The following is a 24507-nucleotide window of genomic DNA, read 5'->3' as shown; positions in this document are numbered from 1 at the left end:
GCCCGCACCGACACCCGGTCGGCGGTAACAGGGCTATTTTCTCCTGGTGGAAGATGTTTTCGAGTCGGCCGGGTCGCTGCGCGAGGCGTATGCCGCGGTGGACTGGGCGGCGACTCCGCTCGGGCCGGTCTCGTCATGGAGCCCGACGCTGATCGCGACGGTACGGATGGCGCTGCGCACCCGGTTCGCGGTCACGCTGTTGTGGGGCCCGGAGTACGTGCTGGTCTACAACGAGGCGTACGTGCAGATGATCGCGGACAAGCACCCGGCCGCGCTCGGCCGCCCGGCCCGTGACGTCTTCCCGGAGATCTGGGACACGATCGGCCCGATGCTGGACAGGGCCGCCGGCGAGCGCGCCACCTGGGCCGACGACCTGCGGTTGCTGCTGGACCGGCGCGGCTTCCTCGAGGAGACGTTCTTCACGTTCTCCTACTCCGCGGTCGCGAGCCCGGACGGCGCGGTCGAAGGCGTGATCGACATCGCGTCCGAGACGACCGACCGGGTGATCGGCAACCGCCGGCTGGCGCTGCTCCACCGGCTCTCCGAACGGCTCGCCGACGTGGAGGACCGGGCCGCGCTGCTCGACCGGGCACTGCCGGTGCTGCGGTCCGCCCCCGCCGACCTGGCCGACGTCACGTTCTCCGTGACCGCACCCGAGTCATGGGCCCCGGACACCTGGCGGGCGACCGCCTCCCCGGCCCCGTCGTCGACCCAGGTGACCGTGGACGGCACCGTCGCCCGGGTCCGGCTCGGCGACGGCGCCGGACAGCTCACCGCGACGCTCAGCCCGCACCTGCCGGTCGACGAGCAGTACCTCGGCTTCCTGCGGCTGATCGGCGGCGCGCTCTCGCACGTACTGGACCGGCTCCAGGTCCGGCAGGCCGAACGGCTGCTCGCGTCGATGGAACGGGCGATGTCCGAGGCGCTGCAGGACAGCCTGCTCACCCACGCGGCACAACCGGACAACCTGCGGGTCGCGGTCCGTTACCGCACGTCGATCGCACAGGCGCACATCGGCGGCGACTGGTACGACGCGTTCCAGCTGGTGGACGGCCTGCACACCGTCGTCATCGGCGACGTGACCGGGCACGACCGGGCCGCCGCGGCCGCGATGGCCCAGATCCGCAACATGCTGCGCGGCATCGCCTACACCGTCGAACGGCCGCCGTCCCAGCTGCTCGGCGCGCTCAACGACGCGATGATCGGCCTCGGCGTCGACCGCTTCGTCACGGTCGTGCTCGGCCAGTTCCGCGACGAGCCGGGCCGGCGCACGTTCCGCTGGTCGAACGCCGGCCACCCACCACCGGTGCTGCTGCACCCGGACGGCACCGTGGAACTGCTGCGCCGGCCACCCGAGATCCTGCTCGGCGTGACGGATCCGCCGGCCCGCACCGACCACGAGATCACGCTGGCACCGGGCGCGGCGGTCGTGCTGTACACCGACGGGCTGATCGAGCGCCGCGGAGTCACGTTCGACGAGTCGATGCGCGACCTGATGGAGACGCTCACCGGCCGGCAGGACCTCGACGCGGAACAGCTCTGCGACCTGTTGCTGGATCGCTACACGGAACACGCGGAGGACGACATAGCGCTGACGGTGGTTCGCTGACCCGCCTCGCCGCGGCTCGCCCACCGAGGGCGGACGGGGTGAGCGGACCTCAGAACCTGTCCATCCAGATGACGACGCCGGTCACATCGTGCAGCACGGCGGCGACGCCGGCGCGGATCGCGGCGGCGCAGCGGTCGGGGGTGAACGAGGCCGGGTCGAACATGGTGGCGGAGCCGTTGCCGGTGCCGCGGAAGGAGGCGCCGGTCCAGCCCACCGAGGTGACGTTGCCGGTGGGTTCGGGCAGTTCGGCGCCGACGACGAGGAACTGCCGGTCGAGGTGGCTGGCGGTGACCACGGCGAGGGCGTCGACGAGGTCGTTGCCGGCGCTGACGATCAGGTCGGGGCGCATCTCGATCGCCTCGACGATGCCGTCCACGTGGTGGGCGGTCGCGTCGACGGTGCGCAGGTCGACGTCCTCCGCGTCGGCCCATGCCTCGACGGCGTCGATGACGGCGGCGGACGGCGCGTCCGTGCCGGCGGTGAGCAGCACGACGCGGTAGTCCGCGGACGGGCGTACGCCGGACCAGGAGCCGGGGGCCGGCGTGACCGTGCCGGCCGGGGTGGGCGGCGCGGACGGGTCGGTGAAGCCGGGGCCGAGCGAGCCGACCGGTGCCGGTGACGGGTGCGGTCCCGCTGCCCAGTCGTCGCCGGTGCCGCAGCCGGAGGCGGTGACGAGCACGGCGGTGAGCAGGGCCAATGACCGGAGTCGCACGGGTTTTCCTCGGGCAGGCGGGCAGGTGCGGGTCCTTACTACTCCGGCGGGCGCGTGCTCCGAAAGGCTTGTCGCCAACCGTTCTCCCGCGATCTGGATCTTGTTAATCCGCGGGGTGCAGCGTGCTCTCTCATGTTCAATCGCGCAGCCGCTCTCGGCCTCACCGCGGTGGCGCTCGCCGTTCTCGTCGCCGCACCGGCGCGGGCGCACGGGTTCACCTCCACCGTCTACGTCGACGTGACCGCGGACCGGGCCCACGGCGCGGACCGGATCCGCACGGACCTGCACCTGGAGTACGACCTGCTGTTCGTGTCCGCGGCCGACTTCATGGGGAACGACCCGCTGTTCCGCGAGGGGGACGCCGCGTTCCAGGCCGGTGACACCGAAGCCCAGGCCGTGGCCGTCAACCACCACCGGGACACGATCGTCGGGTACGTGTCGGAGCGGTTCACGGTCACGGCCGGTGGGCGCGCGTGTGCCGCGGAGGGCGCCGGTGCGATCACGATCGGCGAGCGGGAGGGCGTGCCGTACGCGATGCTGCCGTTGGTCTGGGACTGCCCGGCCGGCGGTGGGCACGCGATCCGCAGCGGGCTGTTCCCGGACTCCGAGGAGTACGTGCGGGACACCACGACGCGGGTCACGTACACACTGGACGGACGCAGCGGCAGCGTCGCGCTGACCGCGGCCGAGCCCGAGTTCTCCACCGGGACGCGGTGGTGGCGTAACCCTTGGGTGTACGCCGCCGCACCGACCGTGGCCGTGGTCGCGGTGCCGGTGCTGCTTTTCCGCCGCCGGGCCAGGTCACGCGCGTCACAGGGGCACAGCTCTTCCTGGGTACGCCACCGCTCCGCCCGGCCCGGTTCATGAACGGTTCATCACGTACCGCCAAGTTGATCAACGCTTTTTCAGCACCACACTCTCATCTGGAAATGAGGAAGAAACAGCCGATGAGAAACAGCAACCTCTCGCGGGGCTCCGGCCTCGCGGGGCGCCGGGCGACCGCAGGGTTCGCCGCGGCGTTCGTGGGCCTCGCCGGGGCCCTCGGCGGCGGACTCGGCAACCCCGTGTTCGCGGCCGACGCCGCCACGCTGAGCGGCATCATCCTCGGGGTGGGTGCGGACGAGACCCAGCGCATCGTGACCTGGTACTCGTCCGCGGACACGTCGCAGTCCATCCAGCTCACGCCGACCGCGCGGGTGAAGGACGGCGAGTTCCCGGCGGATGCGTCGTCGATCGCGGCGATCGGTGGAGCGAACGTCGCGGCCAGCGGCGGCTTCAACCGGCACGCGACGATCACCGGGCTCGCGGAGCACACCGCGTACTCGTACCGGGTCGGTGCGGCGGGGAACTGGTCCCCGACGTACTCGTTCAAGACGCAGGACTTCGAGGGCGACTACGACTTCCTGTTCTACGGCGACCCGCAGATCGGGGCGTCCGGCAACCTGGCCAACGACCAGGCCGGCTGGGCGGACACGATGAAGGTGTCGCTGGCCGCCAACCCGGACGCCGAACTTCTGGTGTCCGGCGGCGACCAGGTCGAGACCGCGGGCAACGAGGCGCAGTGGTCGGCGTTCCTCGCGCCGGACCAGCTGCGTCAGTACCCGTGGGCCGCCACCATCGGCAACCACGACGTCGGCTCCAAGGCGTACGAGCAGCACATGTTCACCCCGAACACGGACTACTCGGGCAGGTACTACGCCAACGGCAACCCGGCGTCGAACACCTCCGGTGGCGACTACTGGTTCATCTACAAGGACACGCTGTTCATCGACCTGAACAGCAACTCCTACGCCACCTCGCAGGGCGGCGGCGGCGACGAGGCGCACCTGCAGTACGTGACCGAGACGATCCGGCAGCACGGCGCCAAGGCGAAGTGGACGGTGCTGGTCTACCACCACGCCATCTACTCGCCCGCGGCGCACGCCAAGGACGGCGACGCCAAGGTCCGGCGGAACGACTTCCCGACCGCCTTCTCCACGCTCGGCGTCGACCTGGTGCTCCAGGGCCACGACCACGCGTACTCGCGCAGCTACTCGATCAAGAACGGCGTCAAGGAGAACCCCGACGAGCAGCCGAACGCGGCCGAGGTCTTCCCCGGCCCCGGTGGTGTCATCTACGTGACCTCGAACTCGGCCTCGGGCTCGAAGTACTACGACATCACCAAGCCGGACGCGAGCGGCACCAACGGGCCGGACCCGCTGAAGCCGGAGAACTACTGGTACAACTCGGTCCAGAGCCAGGAGAAGGTGCGCAGCTACACCAAGGTGAAGGTGCGCAACGACGAACTGGTCGTCGAGACCGTGCGCAGCCAGGCCAAGGGCGACGCGCCGGTCGGCTCGCTGGTCGACTCCGTGACGGTCCGCCCGTACCACGGTGACAACCAGCAGATCCAGGTCAACGTGCCGACGGCGGCGCCCGGCGAGTTCGGGTGGACGATCGACGGCTACAACGGCCTGGTCGACCTGGGTACGGCGCGGGAGGTCGACACGACCTACTTCGCGGCGTCCGGCCAGATCAACCCGATCCTGGTCACGGACACGCGTCGCTCGCTGGCGCCGTGGTCGATCTCGGCCGGCGTGGGCGACTTCGTGGACGGCGACAAGTCGTTCTCGGGTGCCTACCTCGGCTGGGCGCCGAAGGTGATCACCGCCGGCGCGGGGGCCGTGGCCGGGCCGGTGGCGCCGTCCGCGTACACCGCCGGTGGTGACGGCCTGTCCGTCTCGCGCGGACTGGCCTCGGCCGCGCAGGGTCACGAGCGTGGCTCCGCGAAGGTCGGCGCCGACCTGGACCTGAGGATCCCGGGCGAGGTCGACAAGGGCTCGTACCGCACCACCCTGACGATCACCGCGCTGAGCAGCTGATCGTTTCGTCGAAGTCGGCGGGGTGGGCCCGGTGCCCGCCCCGCCTTCCCGGTTAGGAACCCCGTCATGCGTTGGAAGAACACCGTCCTGGCCGTGCTCGCGGCCGCCGTCTCGGCCGGCCTGTGGGCCACCCCGGCGATGGCCGAGGAGGGCGACGTGACCTGGACGGTGCGGACCGCCTCGAACAGCCTCGGCGCCGACCGGTCCAGCTACAGCTACGCCATCAACCCCGGCGGTACGGTTTCCGACGCCATGGTCGTCGCCAACCGCGGCACCACGGCGCTGACCCTGACCGTGTACGCCGCGGACGGCTTCACCACCGGCGAGGGCGGGCTCGACCTGCGCAACCGGGACGTGCCGCAGACCGGCGTCGGGGCGTGGGCATCGTCCGGCGGCACGGTCACCGTCCAGCCGGGCACCACCGCGGACGTGCCGTTCACCGTCGCGGTGCCGGCCGACGCCACGCCCGGCGACTACGTCGGTGGCATCGTCACGTCGCTGACCAGCCCGGACACCACCCAGCAGGTCAATGTGGAACGCCGCCTCGGCATCCGGATCACGCTGCGCGTCGGTGGCGAGCTGGCGCCGTCGCTCGCGGTCTCCGGCATGCGCGTCTCCTACGACGGCTCGTGGAACCCGTTCGCGGGCGGCGCGGCCACGGTGTCGTACACGATCGAGAACACCGGCAACACCACGCTGTCCGCGACCCAGGCCGCGTCCGTGGCCGGCCCGTTCGGCTGGTTCCGCTCCGACGCCGGCGACATCGCGGCCCCGCCGGAGCTGCTGCCCGGCGAGTCCTGGCCGGTCACCGTGCCGGTCGCGGACGTCCCCGCGGCGCTGCTGCTGACCGGCACCACCACGCTGACCCCGCTGATCATCGACCCGTCCGGCTCCCGCTCGATGCTGGCACCGGTCTCCGCCGAGGCGACGACCTGGGCCGTACCGTGGCTGCTCCTGCTCGCGCTCGTGCTCCTGGCCGCCCTCCTGACACTCACCGTCCGGCTGCGCCACCGCCGCCGGGCGCGCGAGGACGCCCGGGTGGCCGCGGCGGTCAGGCAGGCCCTGGCCACCGCCGCGAAGTAACCCCCGCCTACAGCGCATCCGGCCGCCCGCAGCACCGGCGGCCGGATGCGTCGGGCCGGGCCGGTCAGCAGGAGCCGGCGGTGATGATCGGGGTGTTGGTGTCCGGGGTGTCGCCGGCGCCGTGGAAGACGACCCGGAGCGGGGCGGTGGTGGGCAGCGCCGAGCGGGGGAGCTGCCAGCGGTACGTGCCGCCGGTGCGGGAGGTCTGCAGGCCGCTGTCCTCGATCTCGGACCAGTCCCACTCGGCGTCGTTCGCGCGGAAGAAGCCGTCGTTCTCCACCATGTAGTCGGCGCCGAGCCGGCCGCCGATGTCGGGCACGTCGTAGCCGGTCGAGGCGTTGCCGTCGACGTCGAGGTAGGCGTGGTGCCAGTCGAACGGCTTCGTGAACGTGACGGCGAGGACCGCGGTGCTGCCGGTGGTGCACGCGGAGTACCCGGTGATCGGGCCGGTGGCCGCCGGCGGCTGGGTGGCGGGTGCCGGTGCCGCGGCGGCCGCCGTGCTGCGGGCCGGGGTGGGGGTGGCCGGCGCGGTCCGGGTCGGCGCGGCCGGTGACGGCGTCGGGCTGGCGGACGGCGTGGCCGCACTCGGCCCGGCCGACGGCGTGATGATCGTGACCTGGCCGGTCGCGGGTGTGCCGAACGTGGCCGGCGGGATCGCGACCGGTGTGTCCGCGCCGTCCGGGGCCGGTCCACGGCCGGCGAGCGCGGCCGCGGCGATCACGATGGCGCCGATCAGGACCAGCGGCACCAGCCACAGTCGCGGGTGCGGCACCGCCCGGGCGCCGGCCGTCGCGAGCGGCGTCTCCGTCACCACCAGCCCGGCGGTGGTCTCCGCGCTCTCCGGGGGCAGGTCATGCCGGGTGCCGTGGGCCGCGTCCGGCGGGCCGGCGACGGCCGGGGCCGCGGGAACCGCGCCGGCCGCGGGCGGCAGCGGCGCGGACGGCAAGGGCGCGGGCGGAAGCGGCGCGGGCAGCGGCGGCGCGGGTGGCGGCGGCGAGGTGGTCACGGCGGTGGCCGGTCCGGGGTCCTCGGGCGGTGGCGCGGTGCCGGCCGGGGCCGGGTGCGCGGGCCAGGAGGGAAGCTTCGGCGCGCCCCAGGAGCCCGAGTCCTCGGACGGTGCGTCCGGCGCGTCCGGGGAGGCCAGGCCGCGCAGCGGGATCGCGCGCTGCAGCGGTGGACGTCGGTCGGCGTCCTGCTCCGCGGGAGTCCTTCCCGGTCCGGTCACCGAACGCTCCCACGTCGATCCAGGTTCTGCTGTCCGGCGGCGTAGACCGCGAACCAGGAAATGGTCGGCGTGTCACTGTGGATTGTCAATGCGTCGGCGGGCGCGCTCAGGTGATCTGCGGCACGCCCGCCGTCGTACCGGTCAGACCTCGAGTTCCGCCTCGACGCGGCGCAGGCGGTGCCGGGCCAGGCCGAGGTTGGCCCGGCTGCGGTCCAGCACCATGTAGAGCAGCAGCGCCTCACCCGGGCGCCGGGGCTGCATCAGCCGGATCAGGTGGTACTGGGTGTCGAGTGTGATCAGCAGGTCCTCGATGCCGTCCGAAAGGCCCAGCATCTCCAGGGTGCGCAGCTTGGCGCGCACCACGTCGGTGTTGCCGGCCGCGGCGACCGTCATGTCGATCGTGCCGCCGCCCAGCACACCGAGCGTCAGGCCGCTGGTGTAGTCGACGAGCGCGACGCCGATGGCGCCGTCGATCGTCATGGCTTCCTTCAGTGCGATGTCGATGCTGGCCATACTTTTTCTTCCCCGCTCGGTTCTGTTGCCTTTTCGCTTCCGTGCGACTACCGTCCGTGAGTGGATCTTGGGACGGCTCAGCGCAGCCTTGCATGACGTCCACGGGGATCGAAATCGAACGGCGAGAATTGGCCGCCCGTACCCTGAAGTCCGGATAACGGTCGATCGCCCCACCGGAACGGCGGATACCCAGCTCAGGCGTCATCTGGTACGCGCTGGTTCCCGCATCTCCCGCGCGTGCGACCCGGCCGGATCCGCCTCGGCGGCCCGTGGCGGCCCGTTCTGTGCCTCGTGCGGCGCTCGACGTACACCCCGTCGCTATTCCTATCGAGCCGGTAGGTGTGGTTGTCTATCCGGAAACGGACAGGAGGGTCTTCGATGAACGAGGCGACCTACGACCGGGTACGGCTGGAGCAGTGGCGGGACGGCCGGGCGAGCGGACGCGGCTTCACCCGGCGCGACCTGATGCGGCTCGCCGCGGCGGTCGGGGTCGGCACCGCACTGGGTGGCGGTGCCCTGGGTGGCGGTGCCGCGGCCGGGACGGCCCGGGCGGACGGGCCGATCGTGAAACCGCTGCCGCCGGAACTGTTCACGGTCTTCGGGACGAACGCGGAGACCCGGTGGGAGGCGCTGCGGGACACCGGCTACCTGGTGCCGGTCGACCGCTTCTTCGTGCGCAACCACACCAGCACGCCGATCATCGATCCGGCCGCGTACCGGCTGCGGCTCTTCGGCAGTGGACTGCGCGCGCCCGCGGAGTTCAGCCTCGACCAGCTCAGGCGGCTGCCGCAGGAGACGATCACGGCGGCGGTCGAGTGCGCCGGCAACGCGCGCAGCTTCTTCACCACGCAGCAGGGCCAGACCGTCTCCGGTACGGCGTGGAAGCTCGGCGCGATCGGCGTCGGCCGTTGGCAGGGCGTCCGGCTCGGCACCGTGCTGCGCGCGGCCGGCCTGCGCCGGGACGCGGTCGACGTGCAGCCGCAGGGTCTGGACGCGAACTTCGTCAGCGGCGGTGTCGACCTCGGGCCGGTGCGCCGCCCGCTGCCGGTCGGCAAGGCGCTGGACGACGTGCTGCTCGCCTGGGAGCTCAACGGCGCACCGCTGCCGCCGGACCACGGCGCTCCGCTGCGCGTGGTCGTACCGTCCTGGATCGGCATCTCGTCGATCAAGTGGGTGGGCGCGATCGAGGTGGCCGCGGAGCCGCTGTTCTCGCCGTGGAACACGCAGTTCTACCGGCTGTTCGGCGCGGATCACCCGGCCGACGGCACGCTGATCGACGAGCAGGTGGTGAAGAGCGCGTTCGAGCTGGCCTGGGGTGCCACGCTGCCGCCGGCCCGCACCACGCTCACCGGCCGCTCCTGGTCGGCGAACGGGCCGATCCGGCACGTCGACGTCAGCACGGACGGCGGCACGACCTGGCGGCGCGCGCGGGCCACCGGCCCGAACCTGCCGAACGCCTGGCAGCGCTGGCGGATCGACTGGACGCCGGCCGGCACCGGGCCGCACACGCTGATCGCCCGCGCCACCGACGTGACCGGCGCGACCCACCCGGCGACGGTGCCGCACAACACGCTGGGCTACCTGTTCGGCGCCCAGGTCCGGCACCCGGTCACGGTCGCCTGAGCCGGGCGGCCACCGGCCCCGGCCGGCTCAGTGCATCTGGATGATCTGGATGAGGTTGCCGCAGGTGTCGTCGAGGACGGCGGTGGTGAACGCGCCCATGTCGACCGGTTCCTGGGTGAAGCGGACCCCGAGGTCGCGCAGGCGGGCGAACTCCGCCTTGACGTCGTCGACGGCGAACTGGGTGTACGGGATGCCGTCGCCGACCAGCGCCTCCTTCCACGGCTTGGCGGCCGGGTGGGCGTCCGGCTCGAGCAGCAGCTCGGTGCCGTCGGGGTTGTCCGGGGAGACCACGGTGAGCCAGCGGGCGTCGCCGCCCATCGGGACGTCGTGCTTCTTCACGAAGCCGAGGACCTCGGTGTAGAACTTCTCCGCCACGGCCTGGTCGTGGACGAGCACGCTGGTGATGGTGATGCGCATCAGGTCTCCTTGGTGTCGCGGTGACGCCACCGGTCGGTGAGGTGCTCCAGCGGGCCGGTGTCGAGGTGGTGGAACTTGTAGCGTCCGTCGCGGCGGCTGTGGACCAGGCCGGCCGCGGCCAGCACCTCGAGGTGCTGGGAGATGGCCTGGCGGGACGAGCCGAGCTGGTGCTTGGAGCTGAGCCGCGCGCAGATCTCGAACAGGGTCTGGCCGTCCCGATCCGCCAGTTCGTCCAGTATCTTGCGGCGGGTCGGGTCGGCCAGGGCCTTGAAGACGTCGTCATCGTCCACGCGACGATGATAGGCAAGTCACCGCTTGCATATCAAGGAGATCAGAAGGAAAGGACCGACTGCACCTCCTGGCGCCGGCGGGCGGCCAGGTCGTCGAGCAGCGCGGGCGCCTCGTCGAACGGGACGACCGCGGTGATCAGGTGACGACGGATCGCCTCGCCGTCGCGGCGCAGCAGATCGATGGTCGCGGCGGAGAGCCGCTCCCGGTCCCAGGTGCCGGCCAGGCCGCGCGGCACCCGGCCGATCTGCGCGCAGACCAGGCGCAGCCCGTTGTGGTGGAACTCCTCGCCGAGCCGCACCTCGTCCGCGCCGCCCTGGTAGAACGCCAGGTCGATCACCGTGCCCTGCGGCCGGAGCAGCCGCATCGCCAGCTGCAGCGCGGACGCCTGGCCACGGCACTGGAAGACGACGTCGGCGCCGCGGTCGCCGGGCCAGTGCCGCCACGCGGTCTTGAGCACCACCGCGGGGTCGTCCGAGCCGCCGCTGTCCAGCGTGTCCAGTCCGAGCGACTCGGCGACGGCGCGGCGCTCGGCGGACGGGTCGAGCACGACGACCGAGGCGGCGCCGTGCGCGCGGGCCAGGAGCGCGGTGAGCAGGCCGACCACGCCGGCGCCGGTGACCGCGACCCGGCGGCCGGCCACGCCGTCGCCGAGCGCGCGCACGGCCGGGCCGACCGCGTCCGCGGCCGCGTGCAGCAGGCCGTTGGCGCAGATCGGGCCCATGTGCGCGGCGTAGATGCCGAGCATCGGGTCGAGGTCGTCCGGCAGCGGCACGATCCGGTCGCGCAGCGGGTCGCCGGTCCAGCCGGTGCGGTGGCCGTACGTCATCGCCACGGTCGTGCCGGTGGCCACCGCGGGCGTGCTGCTCTCGGTGACGACACCGACCTCCATGTAGCCGAGCCGGGTGACCGGGTACGCGTCGTCGGCCGGCCCGCCGAACAGCCCCAGCTCGGTGTCGAAGCCGGTGTGCAGCGCGGGATGGGTGTTCTTGACGAAGCTCAGCTCGGTGCCGGCCGAGACGCCGCTGAACAGCGTGCGCACCCGGAACGGGCCGGGCGCGACCTCCTCCTCGACGATCTCCAGCTTCCCGGGCGCGCTGACGATCAGGTTGCGGTCAGACATGGCGCGTCTCCCCGGTCGCGGCGGACGAGGCGACCGCGAGCGCGAGCGTGTGGGTGCGCAGCGCCTCCGCGTACGGCACCCGGATGTCGTGCTCCTCGCCGCGGACCGCGGCGACGAACGCCCGGTCGACCGCGACCCGCGCGGTCTCCGGGTCGCTGTCCACGGTGCGCTCGCCGTCGGCGTCGCGGACCGTCAGCCCGGTCTCGGAGACGCGCACGGCCAGCCCGTCCGCGTAGATCTCCAGTCCGGCGCGCTCCTTCCAGCCGAGCACGCAGGTCGCGGCGAGCGTGCCGACGGCACCGCTCGCGAACCGCAGAACGGCCGCGGTGGCGCCGTCGATGTCGCCGGCCGGGGGAGTGCCGTTGCCGGCCGCGGTCACCGACGTGACCTCGCCGGCCAGGTGCCGGGCGAGGTCGAGCACGTGCGCGGCCTGCTCGACGATCGGCCCGCCGGACTTCTCCCGCAGCGGCCACCAGCCGACCGGCGGCACCTTGTCCAGCCAGGCGCCGGTGACCAGCCGCACCGGCCGGTCCGCCAGCAGCGCGCGCGCCTGCTCGACGACGGCGAGGTAGCGCCAGTGGTGACCGACCGCGGTGAGCAGTCCGCGCTCCGCGATAGCGTCCGAAATATCCTGAGCCGCGGCGATATCGAGCGAAATGGGTTTCTCCACGAACAGTGGTAATCCGGCCTCGATCACGGCGCGCTCCGCCGGGCCGTGCGCGAACGGCGGCACGCAGACGTAGACCGCGTCCAGGGGTTCGTTCAGCAGTGCCGCCACGTCCGGTACGACGCGTGCGCCGTGTGGCTCGGCGAGCGCGGCGGCCGCCTCCGGCACCACGTCCGTCACGGCCGTGACCTGCACGTCCGGCAAACTCGACAGCACCCGCGCGTGGCGCTGGGCCACGCCTCCCGCACCGACCAGTCCCACTCTCGTCACCGGCATCTCCTCGCTTCTCGGCGGTGATCGTCAACGTCTGCACTTCTCGGTGGGCGCCCTCCGCAAACTCTTGTCGGATGACAAACGTTCATGTCACAGATGCGCTTGGAATTCCCGCCGGGCGGGAAGTGAGGGACGACAACGAGAAGATCAACTACCCGGGGGTACGCATGACGCACGATGTCTCTCCCGTCCTCGAGGCCTGGGCCTCGTCGCGCACCTTCTCCTACACCGAGTGGTCGGACGCTGAGCTGCTGAGGTCCAAGGGGGAGGACCGCGTCAGCGTGGTCATCCCCGCACGCAACGAGCAGGCGACCATCGGTGCGATCGTCACCACGATCCGTGAGCGCCTGATCGACGAGATACCGCTGGTCGACGAGATCGTCGTCGTCGACTCCCGCTCCACCGACGACACCGCGCTGATCGCGCGGGCCGCCGGTGCGCGCGTGGTCAGCCAGGACGACGTGACCCGCGGCCTGCCGCGGATGGAGGGCAAGGGCGACGCGCTCTGGGCCGGCCTGGCGGCCAGCACCGGTGACGTGGTCGCGTTCGTCGACGGCGACCTGGAGGACTTCTCCGCGCACTTCGTGACCGGCCTGCTCGGCCCGCTGCTGACCGACGCGTCGGTCGAGTTCGTCAAGGGCTTCTACCACCGGCCGCTGCACCGGGCCACCGGCGTCGAACCGGACGGCGGCGGCCGGGTCACCGAGCTGGCCGCCCGCCCGCTGATCAACCTGTTCTGGCCGGAGCTGGCCGGTGTCGTCCAGCCGCTGGCCGGGGAGTACGCGGGCCGTCGCAGCGTGCTGGAGCGCATCCCGTTCGTCTCCGGCTACGGCGTGGAGATCGCGATGCTGATCGACCTGCTCCAGGAGGCCGGGCTGGACGCGCTGGCCCAGGTCGACCTCGGGGTCCGGCACCACCGGCACCAGAGCACCGAGGCGCTCGGCCGGATGTCCGCGCAGATCATGGTGACCGCGTGGACCCGGCTGCACCGGGCCGGCCTGGTCACCGACGAGCTGCCGCCGTCGACGCTGATGACCCAGTTCCGTCGCGGCCACGCCGGTGGGCTGCCGCGCCTGGACCGGGAGATCGTCACGCACGAGATCGGCGTGACCGAGCGGCCGCCGCTGGCGTCGCTGCGGGTGCCCGGCCTGGTCCCGGCGGTGGCCTCATGAGGGTCCTGATGAACGCGGGGCCGTGGCTGCCGGTCCCGCCGAACGGGTACGGCGGCATCGAGAACATCGTGGCCACGCTGGTCCCGGAGCTGCGCGCGCTGGGCATCGAGGTGGTGCTGGCCACGGTCGGGGAGAGCACGTTGCCGGCCGACGAGCACGTGCACGCGTTCGGCACCGGGCAGTTCGCGATGCTGCAACGCCCGTACAACCAGGCCTGCGGCGTGGTCCCGGCGCACCAGGCCGCGGTGCTGCGGCGGGTCGCGGCCGGCGGCATCGACCTGATCCACGACCACGTGGAGGCGGCCGGGCTGACCATGCTCGCGGCGCTCGGCTCCGGCGGCCCGCCCGGTCTGCACACGCTGCACTGGGACCTGCGCAAACACCCGGACCTCTACGGCACGTTCGACGGCGGCGACCGGGTCCGGGTCAACGGCGTCTCCGCCGACCAGCTCACCCACGCGCCGGAGGCGTTGCGCGCCCACGCGATCGGGCACGTGCACCTGGCCACGCCGCTCGCGATCGACGCGGACCGGCGCGAGAAGGCCGAGAAGCACGGGTACGCCGTGGTGCTCGGCCGGATCAACCCGGGCAAGGGCCAGGACCTCGCGGCCCGGCTCGCCCACCGGCACGGCTTCGACCTGGTGCTGGCCGGCCCGGTCGGCCCGTACCACTCGCCGGAGGCGCTGGCCGCCGCCGACCCGCAGAACCCGGACGTGCGCTTCTGGCACGAGCAGGTCGCCCCGCACGTCGACGGCGTCCGGGTCCGCTGGGTCGGCACCGTTGCCGGCCAGGAACGCGACGACCTGGTGGCCGGCGCCCGCGCCGCGCTGTTCCCACTGCGCTGGAACGAGCCGGGTGGCACCGCCGTGGTCGAGTCGCTCGCGCTCGGCACGCCGGTGGTCGGCATCGCGCGCGGCTGCCTGCCCGAGCTGATCGAGCACGGCCGCACCGGCCTGCTCACCACGGACGAGGACGAGCTGGGCGAGCTGATGCACGCGGTCGGCGGCCTGGTCGAGGCGGAGTGCCGCGCCGAGGCGGCCCGCCGTTTCACCCCGGCCGTGATGGCGGCCGGCTACGCCGCGCTGTACGAGCGGATGCTCACCCGGTGAGCCGGTGGGGATCCCCCGCCCCGGGGGATCCCCACGCCGGACCGCTCGCCGGACGGCCACCGCGCGGGCGACCCACTGGGCCACCGTGCGGGTGATCCGCCGGGGCCACCGTGCGGGTGATCCGCCGGGGTCGCCGCAGGCACCGCACCGGTCCGGGTGGATCATGGTTGGGTGACGCACGCGCTGATGGACGACCACGTCTTCTACTCGTGGTCGGCGCAGGCCGAGATCGACCCGATGGTGATCACCGGCGCGCACGGCTCGCGAATCCGCGACGACGCCGGCAACGAGTACCTCGACTTCTCCTCGCAGCTGGTCTTCACGAACCTGGGCCACGGTCATCCGCGCGTCGTGCGGGCGATCCAGGAACAGGCCGAGCTGCTGTGCACGCTCGCGCCGCAGCACGCCACGGGCGTCCGTTCCGAGGCGGCCCGGCTGATCGCCGGCCTGGCCCCGGACGGGCTGGAGAAGGTGTTCTTCACCAACGGCGGCGCGGACGCGAACGAGCACGCGATCCGGATGGCACGCCTGCACACCGGCCGGCCGAAGGTGCTCTCGGCGTACCGCTCGTACCACGGCGGCACGCAGACCGCGGTCAACGTGACCGGTGACCCGCGCCGGTGGCCGAGTGACACGGGCACGGCCGGGGTCGTGCGGTTCTTCGGGCCGTTCCGCTACCGCTCCGAGTTCCACGCGGAGACCGAGGAGCAGGAGTGCGCGCGGGCGCTGGCCCACCTGCGGCGCACGATCGAGGCGGAGGGCCCGGCCACGATCGCCGCGATCATCCTGGAGACCATTCCGGGTACGGCCGGGATCATGCCGCCGCCGCCCGGTTACCTGCCCGGCGTGCGGGAGCTGTGCGACCGGTTCGGCATCGTGCTGATCCTGGACGAGGTGATGGCCGGGTTCGGCCGGGCCGGCGCCTGGTTCGCGCTGGACCGCTACGACGTGCGGCCCGACCTGATCACGTTCGCCAAGGGCGTCAACTCCGGGTACGTCCCGCTCGGCGGCGTGGTGATCAGCGACGCGATCGCGGACACGTTCGCCCACACGCCCTATCCGGGTGGCCTGACCTACTCCGGGCACCCGCTCGCCACCGCGGCGGCGGTCGCCGCCATCAATGCCATGACCGACGAGGGTACGGTCGCCAACGCCGACCGGCTCGGCCGGGACCTGCTCGGCCCCGGCCTGCGCGAGCTGGCCGAGAAGCACCCGGTGATCGGGGACGTGCGCGGCGTCGGCGTCTTCTGGGCGGTGGAGCTGGTCGCCGACCGCGACACCCGGGAGCCGCTGCCGGTCGCGGACACCCTGGCGGTGGTGGCCGCGTGCCGGCGGGCCGGCCTGCTGCCGTTCACCACCGCGAACCGGCTGCACCTGGTACCCCCGTGCAACGTCCCGGACGCGGACGTCACCACCGCGCTGGGCATGCTGGACGGCGCGCTCAGCTCCGGTTCCTGAACCGTTCCAGCAGCGCGGCCAGCACCGACATCTCCGCGGCCAGCGCGGCCTCGCCCTTCGGCGTGATCGCGGCCCAGGTGCGGGGGCGGCGTCCCGCGTACCCCTTGGTGATCTCGACCAGGCCCTGCTGGGCCAGCACGTCCAGGTGCCGGCCAAGGTTGCCGTCGGTGAGGTTGAGGACCTTGCGCAGGTAGGGGAAGTCGGCCTGACCGGCCTCGTCGAGCACGGTCAGCAGCGCCAGCCGGGTCTTCTGGTGCACCGCGTCGTCGAGGTCCAGCGCCGGGTGCGCCGGCTCCGGGGCGGTCACTCCGCGGCCGCCCGGGAACGGGCCCAGGCGGCGACGGCGACCAGCGCGAGGCCGGCCGCGGCGTCGACGGCGATCCAGGCGGTGGTGAGCGCGCCCACGGCCAGCAGGATCTGCGCGCCCGCGGCGAGGGCGAGCGCGGTCGAGGTGCGGTGCAGGGCCTGGTTGTGCTGGCGGCGGGCGATCGCGTACAGGATCGCGGCGGGCCAGGCCAGTGGCGCGAACACGCCGACCAGGAAGGCGGGGATGAACAGCAGCGCCAGCAGCGGCAGGCTGACCAGGTAGCCGAGGGTGATCGGCCGGTACGACCGGCGGCCCTCACCGACGCCGTCCCGCGTCGCGATCCGGTGCGCCTGCCACCACAGCGCGCCCAGGCCGAGCGCGCCGGCGAGCGGCCAGAAGAGCAGGCTGACGAGGTGCCGGGAGCCGGCCGTGGCGGCGGAGACGAGCCCGATCACCGGCGCGTGCGCCAGGATCAGCACGCCGAAGGTGAGCAGCGGGGCGGTGACGGTGCGGCGGTCGGTGCGGACCCGCTCGCGCAGCCGGTGCACGTCGGCGAGTATCGCGGCCGGGTCGGCGGTGTCGCTCATGACCACATCTCCTTCGTCAGACGCAGAGAACTCTGCGGTACAGAGTTAGAGTACTCTGCATCGCAGAGTGAAGCAACGAAAAAAGAGGCGCCCCTCGGAAGGGGCGCCTCGATCGAGCCGGGGTCAGTCGTCGTCCTCGGTCGAGGGCGACCTCGACGTCGACGGTGACGGCGCCAGCTGCGGGCTCGACGCGGAACCGGACTTGAACGCGATCGTCTCGCTCGGGTTCGGGAAGTCCCTCACCGGCTGACCCTCCAGGCCGTCGTGCAGCAGCGTGGCGACCGAGCGGATCACCTCTTTCTGGATGTCCGCGCCGACCAGGTCGGCCGGGTTGTCCGGGTTCGCCGCGATACCGGCGATCGCCAGCTGCGGCGTGACGCCGATGAACGACTCCGTGGAGTAGTTGTCCGAGCTGCCGGACTTGCCGGAGACCGGGCGGCCGACCATGCCACTCACCTGCGTGGACGTGCCGTTCGGGCAGCTTCCGTAGGCCGGCGCCTGACCGACCACGCAGCGACCGGCGTCGAGCGCGGCGCGAGCCACGTCCTTGTCCAGCGCCTGCGTGCAGTCCGGCTGGGCGACCTTGGCCGCGGCGTCGCTGACCGCGCCGGTGGAGTCGGTGATCGACACGACCGGGGTCGGCTTGCAGAACTTGCCGTCCGCGGCGAGCGTGGCGTACGCGTTCGCCATGTCCAGCGGCGTGGTCGCGGAGACGCCGAGCGTGAACGAGCCCCAGCCGCTCGGCTCGGCCGCGAGGGTGGCGTCCTGCTGGTTGCGGAACTGGATGCCGAGCCGCTTGGCCATCTCCACGGCCTTGGTGACGCCGACCTCCTGCTGCAGCTTGATGAAGTACGTGTTCGACGACTTGCCGAACCCGGTCCACATGTTCTGGTAGCCGTCCTGGTACGTCTTGTCCGCGTTGCTCGGGCACCAGAACCCGCCGCACGCGGTCGCGCTGCCGTCCGGGTAGATCGACTTGAACGGGCTCTTGGTGGAGTAGCCGGTGTCCAGCGGGAAGCCGTTCTCCAGCGCCGCCAGCATCACGAAGACCTTGAACGTCGAGCCGAACTGGTAACCGGCCGAGTCCTCACTGCCCGCGATGAACTGGTTGACCGTGTTCGGGTAGTTGCCGCCGCTCGCGTTCGGCTCGATGCTGAACCGCCGGTTGATGGCCAGCGCCTTGACCTTGCCGGTGCCCGGCTCGACCGCGGCCAGCGGCGCCGCGCGCGGGTTGTCCACCGGGTAGATGCGCACCGCCTCCGCGGCCGCCTTGTCCTGCAGCGCCGGGTCCATCGACGTGACGATCCGCAGGCCGCCCTTCTTCAGCAGCTCCTCACGGTCCTCCGGCGTCGGGCCGAACTCCTCCTGCTGCTTCCACCAGGACAGGAAGTAGTCGCAGAAGAAACCCCAGCTGTTGTGCGTGTTCGGCACCGCGGTGCAGTTGCTGGTGGCGGTGGTCGGCTTCAGGTTCAGCGGCTCCGCGATCGCCGCGTCCGCCTCCGCCTGGGTGATCGCGCCGGTGCCCACCATCGCGTTGAGCACGTAGTCGCGGCGGCCGACCGCCTGGTCCTCCGGGTTGTTCACCGGGTCGTACGCGTCCGGCGACTTCACCAGACCGGCGATCATCGCGGCCTGGCCCAGCGTGAGCTTGTCCGGCGTGGTGGAGAAGTACGCGCGGGCGGCCGCCGAGATGCCGTACGCCTTGTTCCCGAAGTAGGCGATGTTGAGGTAGCGGCGGAGGATCTCCGGCTTGTCCAGCTTGTCCTCGATGGTCACCGCGAACCGGATCTCCTGCAGCTTCCGGCCGGTGCTCAGCTCGGTCGCGGCCTCGCGCTCCTCGTCCGTGGCGGTCTGGTCGTTCTTCAGCACGTTGCGGACGTACTGCATGGTCAGCGTGGACGCGCCGGACACCTCACCGCCCTGGGTGTTCGACACGAAGGCGCGCATCAGGCCCTTCACGTCCACGCCGCCGTGCTGGTAGAACCGGGTGTCCTCGGCCGCGACGATCGCGTCCTGCATCACCTTCGCGATGTCCTCGATGCCGACGTCGGTGCGGTTCTCCTCCCAGAACTGGGTGATCTGGGTCTTGCCGTCACTGGCGTAGATGTAGGACGCCTGCGGGGTCGGCGGCGTCTGCAGGTCGCTGGGCAGGTCCTCGAACGAGTCACCGGCCAGCTTCGCCGCCATACCGACGCCGGCGCTCACCGGCAGCGTCGCGCCCGCGATGACGCCGCCGACGATCACGCCGAGCAGTACCAGTGTGAGCACCTTGCGGCCGATGGTCGCTTTCGAGCGGTCGGTCGGTTCGGCCTTTTCGGTCCCCGGGACCAGCGGTGTCGCCGATTCCTGCATTACGCGAAGAACCCCTCGTCGATGATGATGGGCACGCACCGTGCTATTCAAAATGCGCGCGGTTACCTTTTCTCGGTTGTCGTGCGGCGAATAGGAGATCACGAACGCCTCATTGATACCTCGCCGGGATGGGCGTTGCGCCGGAGCGCGCGGCGCCTCCGATCAGGCAGAGTCCGCGACCGGGGGCACGGTTGCCGCATCCCCGGAACGGAAATGGATAGGTAGATCACACCGGCCCGTTCCGTGGCGCTCATGCGGCATTCAGAAAACGCCCGCCGCGGCCGTACCGTGAAGGTCTCGATGCCTCAGTTAGACACGTCCGCCCACACACTGAGCGCCGCGCACCTCGGCGGCAGTCGCGCTGTGGGCCTCGTCGCCGGTCCGTACCTGCTCGGCGGCGGCACGTTCCGCGTCCTGCGTTCGGCGTCCTGCGTTCGGCGTCCTGCGTCCTGCGCCCGGCGTTCTGCGCCGGCGTTCCGCGCCCCGGGTCTGGCACCCGGCCCGGGTCTGGCGGCTGGTGGCTGGCGGGGCACCGGGGCATCGGTGTGTCGGGCAATGGCGGTGTGCTGGCGGGAATGTGGCCAGCTTGCGGCGGGCGCTGGTGGCCGACGGTCGATTCCCGCTGGCAGGCCGACTCCTGTAGCGGTGGTATGCCTGGAGCGCCTCGTGTCCGAAATTTCGGATAAGAGACGCTAGGTGCCTCGTTCGCCGCGTAGAGGATCCCGGTCACCCGCGGGCTGGCGCCCTGAGTGATCAATCAGGTGAGCGAAAGATAGGTCATCGGGCGAAGTGGATCGTCTTTTTGCTCACCTGATTGATCACTCAGGGCGGTCGGGGCGGAGCTCCGCGAAGACGGAGCCAACCGTCAGGGCGAGATGACGCGATATTCGGGCGCAAGGCCCCGGCTGGCAGCCGTCCTGAGCGCGGCGGCTGCCCCGGGCGCGGCCGACCTGAAGACCGAGCTGGGCCGGCTGCGCTCCGCGGAACCGGACCGGGTGCGGGACGAACTACGCCGCCGCTACGCCGCCGCGGTGCCGGCGGGACCGAGGCCGACCCTGCCGGCGCGACGGCCGCCCTCGCCGACGCCTACGCGGCGTTGTGGCGGGTGACCGGCAGATCCTCGGCCGCGTCCGTCCTTCTGCCGGCGCTTCGGCGATCACTTCGGTGCTGCCCGCGATGCGCGACGTGCACGACACGGAACTGCTGGTCCGCCGCCGGGCCGCCGCGGTGGCCGGGCTCGACGGTCCGCTCGGCACGCTGCACCGCCAGATCCGCTGTTCCCCCCTCCCGGCCCGGTCCGGATTCCCGGCTCGATCTGCTGTGACCGGTCCGGACCCCCGGCTTGGCCTGTTGCGGCCCGGCCTGGACTCCCGGCTCGACCCGCTCCGGCCGGCGCGGATCCGGATCGACGCACGCGACCGCGGCCTCGTGCTGGTCCCGCTCGTCTTCGGCGGCGACCGGCTGATGGCCGCCTGGGACGAGCGGGCCGTCTACGTCGCCTGCCCCGCGCGCGGCGCGCGGTCCGCCTGACCGGGCCGCCGAGCCGCGGACCGGCGCGCTGGCGCTGCTGCTCGGCACCGACCGCGCCACGGTGCTCGTCCGGCCGGTCTCCACCCGCACGCCGGCCGCCGCCTCGGTCTGGCACCGAGCACGATCTCCGCCCACCTGAACCTGCTCATCCGGGCCGGGGTGGTGGACCGGCAGGCGAACCCTTCGCCCGCCTGCCTGGCGTCCGTGGGGGTGAGGCGCACCTGCACCGACGTGGAGATCGCCGCCGACGGTGCCGGCCCGCCCCGGGAGAACCTCTGCGCCACGCCGGTCCCGGCCCCGGTCAGCGGCCGTAGCGTTCGGTGACCGCGGCCGGCGTCTCGACGAGCCGGCCCTCCGCCAGGTTGCGGGCCAGCCGCAGGTACTCCGCGTGGGTCCAGGCCAGCGGCGTGGCGGAGAACGTGGGCGTCCCGGGTGCGAAGCCGGGGCGCCCGGCCGGGGGAGTGCGGTCCCAGACCTGCTCGGGCAGCATGCCGCCGGGGCCGGTCGCGCGGGCCATCGCGGCCAGCCGGGTGCGGGCCGCACGCAGGTTCCCGGCCGCGATCTCGTACTCGCCGCGTTCGCCGCTGAGCAGCGGCCACGCGCGGCCGCGGGAGACGCGCGAGCCCGGCGGCTCGTCGTACTCCCACTGGCTGCCGTCGAGCTGCTCGCCGAAGCCGTCGAACGAGGCGCGGTGCCAGAAGAACCCGCGCGGGGTGGCGACGCCGAGCTGCGCGTCGACGACGGCGAGGCTGTTGACGACGTCCGCGTCGGACGGTGGCAGGATGCCGAGCCGCACCAGCTCGATGAAGCTCGGGTCGACCACGGTCCGCTGGTCCACGCCGACCGGTCCGCCGTCGCCGATGTCGTACGCCGTACCCGCGTCCGGGTTTCCGTCCTTGGTCAGCCGGAGGAAGTAGGGCCGGTCGGAGTAGGGGCCGGTCGTGGTCACGGTCCACGACTTGACCCGCGCCCGCCACGAGTCCGCAGTCGTCAGGTAGCGCTCGGCCGAGGCGGTGTCGCCGTGCCCGCGCGCGATCGAGGCCGCGCACACCAGCCCGGCGATCGCGGTCGCGATGGTGTTCGGCGAGTAGCCGGACTGGTTCTCCCAGCGTTCCTGCGGCGTGAACGGCGCACCCGGGTAGCCGGCCAGGAAGTCGGCCGCGCGCCTGACCGACGGCCAGGTGTCCGCGCGGCCGAGTTGGTAGGCGAGCACGATCGGCAGCGCCACCTCGTCCAGTTGCAGCCCGCCCCACACGGGGGTGCCGTCGACCTGCGAGTTCTGCGGGAACGAGCCGTCCGGCCGCTGCTGCACGCCGAAGAGGAAGTCGAGTGCGCGGTGCGCGCCGGCGCGGTCACCGGCCGCGATCAGGCCGGTGGCGATCTGATACAGATCACGCGACCAGACCAGGTGGTACGGGCCGGAGGGGTCGTCCGTGCCGAACGCCCACGGCGAGGCCGGTGCCGCCACGTACGCCCCGGGATGGGTCTTGTCCTCCAGCGCCGCCAGGATCATCGCGGACGTCGCCCAGAGCTGCGGCGCGGCGCCCCGCGGCGGGCCGGTCAACCCCTTCAGATAACCCGTCCAGCCGGCCGTGTACGCGCGCGCGACCGGCCCGAACCCGGTGCGGAGCGACCGTCGCGCGGTGTCCAGCGCCGCCGCCTCGGTGTCGCCGAAGCCGAGCGCGAGCGTGCTGTGCCGGCCGCGCAACGCCGCGGTCTGCACCAGGTAGCCGGCCGTCGCGGACGGGTGGCGCCGGTCCATCCGCCCGTCGCGCAGGTCGGTGAGCCCGTCGCTGACCCCGGCGAACCCGCTGGACGTGGCCGTGAACGCACCGGCCAGCGCGCTGGACACGTCCCCGTCCGTGGCGGTCAGCGCGCCGTCGACGGTCCGGCCGGCGTCGCCGCCGCGGGAGTTGCCGAGCGCCGGGTCGTAGATCGCGAACAGCTCGTACCCGCGGGGTGCCGCGAGGTCCAGGTCGACCAGCACCGACGACCGCACCGGGTCGGTGGTGTAGTCCGCGGTCAGCCGCCACCCGCGCCCGTCGAAGATCTGCCGGAACCGCAGCCCGTCGAGCTGCTCGGTGCGTACCGTGGCGGCCTCGGCCAGGCCGCCGCGCGCGGTCACGGCGAAGGTGAGCGACCGGGCGCTCGGCCCGCCGATCGTCGGGTAGAAGATCTCGCCCAGCCCGCCCTCCCGCTGCACGGTCGCCCAGACCAGGCTCTGCGGGGTGCGCGAGGTCAACAGCCCCGACTTGTCCGCCGGAAGATATTGCTGGTCGACACCGGGCGCACCCGGCGCCGGCGCCGGGTGCACCGGCACCAGTCCGATCGTGGTCACCATCAGCACGGGCAGCACCGACATCATATCGACGGTCTACCCTGCCCCGCCCTTGATCGCATCCGCTGCGCGGGCCCGGTCGCCGCCGCACGGGTGTTCCACGGCGGGTGCCGGCGGGCTACGGTCGATCGATGGTGATGCGGAACGTGGTGGTGGTCGGCGCCGGCGCGGCCGGGCTCGCGGTGGCGGCGCGGCTGACGGCGCGGGGCGTGGACTGCGTGGTGCTGGAGCGCGGGCCGGGCGTGGCCACCAGCTGGCGCGGGCGCTACGACCGGCTGCGGCTGCACACCACGCGCCGGCTCTCCGGCCTGCCCGGTTTCCCGATCCCGCGCGAGTACGGCCGGTGGGTGCGCCGCGACGACCTGGTGTCCTATCTGGAGGCGTACGCGCGGCGGTTCGACGTGGACGTGCGCACCGGGCAGGAGGTCAAGCGGATCGAGCGGTCCGCGGACGGCTCGTGGAGCGTGCGGCTGACCGACGGATCGGGGCACGCCGCGGGCACCGTGGTCGTCGCCACCGGATACCTGCACACGCCGGTGGTGCCGGACTGGCCCGGCCGGGACGCGTGGCGCGGCACGCTCGTCCACTCCGCGGAGTACCGCGACGCGGAGCCGTTCCGCGGCATGGACGTGCTGGTCGCCGGCGTCGGCAACAGCGGCGCGGAGATCGCCGGTGACCTCGCGGCGGGCGGTGCGTCCTCGGTCAGCCTGGCGATCCGCACGCCGCCGCACATCGTGCCCCGCGCGACCGCGGGCTGGCCGGCCCAGCTGAGCGGCATCCTGTTCGGCCGGCTGCCGGCCCGGATCCTCGACCCGCTGGCCGCCGCGTCCGCGCGCGCGGCGATCCCGGACCTTCGCCGGTACGGGCTGGAGCGCCCCACCGACGGGCTGGGCACCCGGCTGCGCGCCAGCCGGTACGTGCCGGTGCAGGACGTCGGCATCGTCCGGGACGTCATGACCGGCCGGGTGCGGCCGGTCGCGGCCGTGCGCGGCTTCACCGAGACCGGCGTGCACCTCGCGGACGGCCGCACCCTCCGGCCGGACGCGGTCGTCGCGGCCACCGGCTACGGCACCGGGCTGCGTGACCTGTTCGACGACGCCGCCCTGTTCGACGAGACCGGCGTCCCGCACGTCCACGCGGGCCGGCCGGCCCGTCCCGGCCTGTTCTTCATCGGCTACGACGTCACGCTCGGCGGCCTGCTCCGCAAGGTCGCGATCGAGTCCCGCCAGGTCGCCCGGCGCATCGCCGCCGGCTGAGACC

21 protein-coding genes are annotated in these 24507 nt (G+C 72.7%); 10 read left to right on the top strand and 11 right to left on the bottom strand.

Annotation, left to right across the window (positions count from 1 at the left end; genetic code table 11):
• The first annotated feature begins 46 nt into the window (after nt 1-46).
• A complete protein-coding gene (locus J2S44_RS05810; protein ID WP_310409626.1) occupies nt 47-1609 on the top strand; it encodes a PP2C family protein-serine/threonine phosphatase in 1563 nt (520 codons plus the stop codon).
• Between the two features lie 49 nt (nt 1610-1658).
• Here the strand turns inward: J2S44_RS05810 and J2S44_RS05805 are convergent, their stop codons facing one another.
• The gene (locus J2S44_RS05805; RefSeq protein WP_310409624.1) at nt 1659-2321 is read right to left on the bottom strand and encodes a type 1 periplasmic-binding domain-containing protein; all 663 of its coding nucleotides are present in this window, start codon (nt 2319-2321) and stop codon (nt 1659-1661) included.
• Between the two features lie 132 nt (nt 2322-2453).
• Between J2S44_RS05805 and J2S44_RS05800 the strand changes: the two genes are divergently transcribed.
• The 3 genes from J2S44_RS05800 (at nt 2454) to J2S44_RS05790 (ending at nt 6265) form a co-directional block, all read left to right on the top strand.
• Nucleotides 2454-3188, top strand: a complete 735-nt coding sequence (locus tag J2S44_RS05800) for a hypothetical protein (RefSeq protein ID WP_310409623.1) — start codon at nt 2454-2456, stop codon at nt 3186-3188.
• Nucleotides 3189-3268: 80 nt separating this feature from the next.
• Nucleotides 3269-5182, top strand: coding sequence for a fibronectin type III domain-containing protein (locus J2S44_RS05795; protein ID WP_310409621.1), 1914 nt, complete (start codon nt 3269-3271; stop codon nt 5180-5182).
• 66 nt (nt 5183-5248) lie between these two features.
• Nucleotides 5249-6265 (top strand): COG1361 family protein, encoded by a 1017-nt coding sequence (locus J2S44_RS05790; RefSeq protein ID WP_310409620.1) that lies wholly within the window; start codon nt 5249-5251, stop codon nt 6263-6265.
• A 64-nt stretch (nt 6266-6329) separates the two neighbouring features.
• On the opposite strand, the gene J2S44_RS05785 is transcribed toward J2S44_RS05790, so the two are convergent.
• Nucleotides 6330-7490 (bottom strand): hypothetical protein, encoded by a 1161-nt coding sequence (locus J2S44_RS05785; protein ID WP_310409617.1) that lies wholly within the window; start codon nt 7488-7490, stop codon nt 6330-6332.
• A gap of 141 nt (nt 7491-7631) precedes the next feature.
• Complete coding sequence (locus tag J2S44_RS05780) at nt 7632-8003, bottom strand: hypothetical protein (protein WP_306827725.1); 372 nt, start codon at nt 8001-8003, stop codon at nt 7632-7634.
• 378 nt (nt 8004-8381) lie between these two features.
• On the opposite strand from J2S44_RS05780, the gene J2S44_RS05775 reads away from it, so the two are divergent.
• Nucleotides 8382-9626, top strand: a complete 1245-nt coding sequence (locus tag J2S44_RS05775) for a sulfite oxidase (RefSeq protein ID WP_310409616.1) — start codon at nt 8382-8384, stop codon at nt 9624-9626.
• Nucleotides 9627-9653: 27 nt separating this feature from the next.
• Here J2S44_RS05775 and J2S44_RS05770 read toward each other — a convergent pair whose 3' ends face one another.
• Genes J2S44_RS05770 through J2S44_RS05755 form a run of 4 tightly spaced genes read right to left on the bottom strand, consistent with a single transcriptional unit; the run spans nt 9654 to nt 12397 of the window.
• The gene (locus J2S44_RS05770; RefSeq protein WP_310409614.1) at nt 9654-10043 is read right to left on the bottom strand and encodes a VOC family protein; all 390 of its coding nucleotides are present in this window, start codon (nt 10041-10043) and stop codon (nt 9654-9656) included.
• Nucleotides 10043-10333, bottom strand: a complete 291-nt coding sequence (locus tag J2S44_RS05765) for an ArsR/SmtB family transcription factor (protein WP_310409613.1) — start codon at nt 10331-10333, stop codon at nt 10043-10045. Before J2S44_RS05765 ends, J2S44_RS05770 begins: the two co-directional genes overlap by 1 nt.
• 41 nt (nt 10334-10374) lie before the next feature.
• Nucleotides 10375-11454, bottom strand: coding sequence for a zinc-dependent alcohol dehydrogenase (locus J2S44_RS05760; protein ID WP_310409612.1), 1080 nt, complete (start codon nt 11452-11454; stop codon nt 10375-10377).
• Nucleotides 11447-12397 (bottom strand): Gfo/Idh/MocA family protein, encoded by a 951-nt coding sequence (locus tag J2S44_RS05755; protein WP_310409611.1) that lies wholly within the window; start codon nt 12395-12397, stop codon nt 11447-11449. The genes J2S44_RS05760 and J2S44_RS05755 overlap by 8 nt, the downstream gene beginning before the upstream one ends.
• Nucleotides 12398-12645: 248 nt before the next feature.
• Between J2S44_RS05755 and J2S44_RS05750 the strand changes: the two genes are divergently transcribed.
• The 3 genes from J2S44_RS05750 to J2S44_RS05740 all read left to right on the top strand — a co-directional run bounded on the left by J2S44_RS05750 (nt 12646) and on the right by J2S44_RS05740 (nt 16133).
• Nucleotides 12646-13566 carry a glucosyl-3-phosphoglycerate synthase gene (locus J2S44_RS05750; protein ID WP_310429491.1) on the top strand — a complete coding sequence of 307 codons (921 nt, stop codon included), beginning with the start codon at nt 12646-12648 and terminating at the stop codon, nt 13564-13566.
• Nucleotides 13563-14675 carry a glycosyltransferase gene (locus J2S44_RS05745; protein WP_310409610.1) on the top strand — a complete coding sequence of 371 codons (1113 nt, stop codon included), beginning with the start codon at nt 13563-13565 and terminating at the stop codon, nt 14673-14675. The genes J2S44_RS05750 and J2S44_RS05745 overlap by 4 nt, the downstream gene beginning before the upstream one ends.
• Nucleotides 14676-14861: 186 nt before the next feature.
• Nucleotides 14862-16133 (top strand): aspartate aminotransferase family protein, encoded by a 1272-nt coding sequence (locus J2S44_RS05740; protein ID WP_310429489.1) that lies wholly within the window; start codon nt 14862-14864, stop codon nt 16131-16133.
• On the opposite strand, the gene J2S44_RS05735 is transcribed toward J2S44_RS05740, so the two are convergent.
• The 3 genes from J2S44_RS05735 to J2S44_RS05725 all read right to left on the bottom strand — a co-directional run bounded on the left by J2S44_RS05735 (nt 16117) and on the right by J2S44_RS05725 (nt 19295).
• The gene (locus tag J2S44_RS05735) at nt 16117-16440 is read right to left on the bottom strand and encodes a transcriptional regulator (RefSeq protein WP_310409609.1); all 324 of its coding nucleotides are present in this window, start codon (nt 16438-16440) and stop codon (nt 16117-16119) included. The two genes, J2S44_RS05740 and J2S44_RS05735, sit on opposite strands and share 17 nt — an antisense overlap.
• Nucleotides 16437-17027, bottom strand: coding sequence for a hypothetical protein (locus J2S44_RS05730; protein WP_310409608.1), 591 nt, complete (start codon nt 17025-17027; stop codon nt 16437-16439). Before J2S44_RS05730 ends, J2S44_RS05735 begins: the two co-directional genes overlap by 4 nt.
• Before the next feature lie 123 nt (nt 17028-17150).
• Nucleotides 17151-19295 (bottom strand): transglycosylase domain-containing protein, encoded by a 2145-nt coding sequence (locus J2S44_RS05725; protein WP_310409606.1) that lies wholly within the window; start codon nt 19293-19295, stop codon nt 17151-17153.
• 1260 nt (nt 19296-20555) lie between these two features.
• Here J2S44_RS05725 and J2S44_RS05720 point away from each other — a divergent pair.
• Nucleotides 20556-20909, top strand: a complete 354-nt coding sequence (locus tag J2S44_RS05720; RefSeq protein ID WP_310409605.1) for a hypothetical protein — start codon at nt 20556-20558, stop codon at nt 20907-20909.
• A 301-nt stretch (nt 20910-21210) separates the two neighbouring features.
• Here J2S44_RS05720 and J2S44_RS05715 read toward each other — a convergent pair whose 3' ends face one another.
• On the bottom strand, nt 21211-23271 hold the full coding sequence (locus tag J2S44_RS05715) for a glycoside hydrolase family 15 protein (RefSeq protein ID WP_310409603.1): 2061 nt from the start codon (nt 23269-23271) through the stop codon (nt 21211-21213).
• 107 nt (nt 23272-23378) lie between these two features.
• On the opposite strand from J2S44_RS05715, the gene J2S44_RS05710 reads away from it, so the two are divergent.
• The gene (locus J2S44_RS05710) at nt 23379-24503 is read left to right on the top strand and encodes a flavin-containing monooxygenase (protein WP_310409601.1); all 1125 of its coding nucleotides are present in this window, start codon (nt 23379-23381) and stop codon (nt 24501-24503) included.
• Nucleotides 24504-24507 lie beyond the last annotated feature (4 nt).

This window comes from Catenuloplanes niger, from assembly GCF_031458255.1.
GTDB classification, from domain to species: Bacteria; Actinomycetota; Actinomycetes; order Mycobacteriales; family Micromonosporaceae; genus Catenuloplanes; species Catenuloplanes niger.
Note: the sequence above shows the minus strand (reverse complement) of the source record. Positions and strands in the feature narration are given on the sequence as shown.

Excerpts from the sequence above, each read along its gene's own strand:
- J2S44_RS05775 (WP_310409616.1), top strand. The coding sequence starts at position 8,382 with ATGAACGAGGCGACCTACGACCGGGTACGGCTGGAGCAGTGGCGGGAC.
- J2S44_RS05770 (WP_310409614.1), bottom strand. The coding sequence starts at position 10,043 with ATGCGCATCACCATCACCAGCGTGCTCGTCCACGACCAGGCCGTGGCG.
- J2S44_RS05790 (WP_310409620.1), top strand. The coding sequence starts at position 5,249 with ATGCGTTGGAAGAACACCGTCCTGGCCGTGCTCGCGGCCGCCGTCTCG.
- J2S44_RS05740 (WP_310429489.1), top strand. The coding sequence starts at position 14,862 with ATGGACGACCACGTCTTCTACTCGTGGTCGGCGCAGGCCGAGATCGAC.
- J2S44_RS05760 (WP_310409612.1), bottom strand. The coding sequence starts at position 11,454 with ATGTCTGACCGCAACCTGATCGTCAGCGCGCCCGGGAAGCTGGAGATC.
- J2S44_RS05730 (WP_310409608.1), bottom strand. The coding sequence starts at position 17,027 with ATGAGCGACACCGCCGACCCGGCCGCGATACTCGCCGACGTGCACCGG.
- J2S44_RS05780 (WP_306827725.1), bottom strand. The coding sequence starts at position 8,003 with ATGGCCAGCATCGACATCGCACTGAAGGAAGCCATGACGATCGACGGC.
- J2S44_RS05710 (WP_310409601.1), top strand. The coding sequence starts at position 23,379 with ATGGTGATGCGGAACGTGGTGGTGGTCGGCGCCGGCGCGGCCGGGCTC.
- J2S44_RS05800 (WP_310409623.1), top strand. The coding sequence starts at position 2,454 with ATGTTCAATCGCGCAGCCGCTCTCGGCCTCACCGCGGTGGCGCTCGCC.
- J2S44_RS05795 (WP_310409621.1), top strand. The coding sequence starts at position 3,269 with ATGAGAAACAGCAACCTCTCGCGGGGCTCCGGCCTCGCGGGGCGCCGG.
- J2S44_RS05755 (WP_310409611.1), bottom strand. The coding sequence starts at position 12,397 with ATGCCGGTGACGAGAGTGGGACTGGTCGGTGCGGGAGGCGTGGCCCAG.
- J2S44_RS05715 (WP_310409603.1), bottom strand. The coding sequence starts at position 23,271 with ATGTCGGTGCTGCCCGTGCTGATGGTGACCACGATCGGACTGGTGCCG.
- J2S44_RS05720 (WP_310409605.1), top strand. The coding sequence starts at position 20,556 with ATGCGCGACGTGCACGACACGGAACTGCTGGTCCGCCGCCGGGCCGCC.
- J2S44_RS05745 (WP_310409610.1), top strand. The coding sequence starts at position 13,563 with ATGAGGGTCCTGATGAACGCGGGGCCGTGGCTGCCGGTCCCGCCGAAC.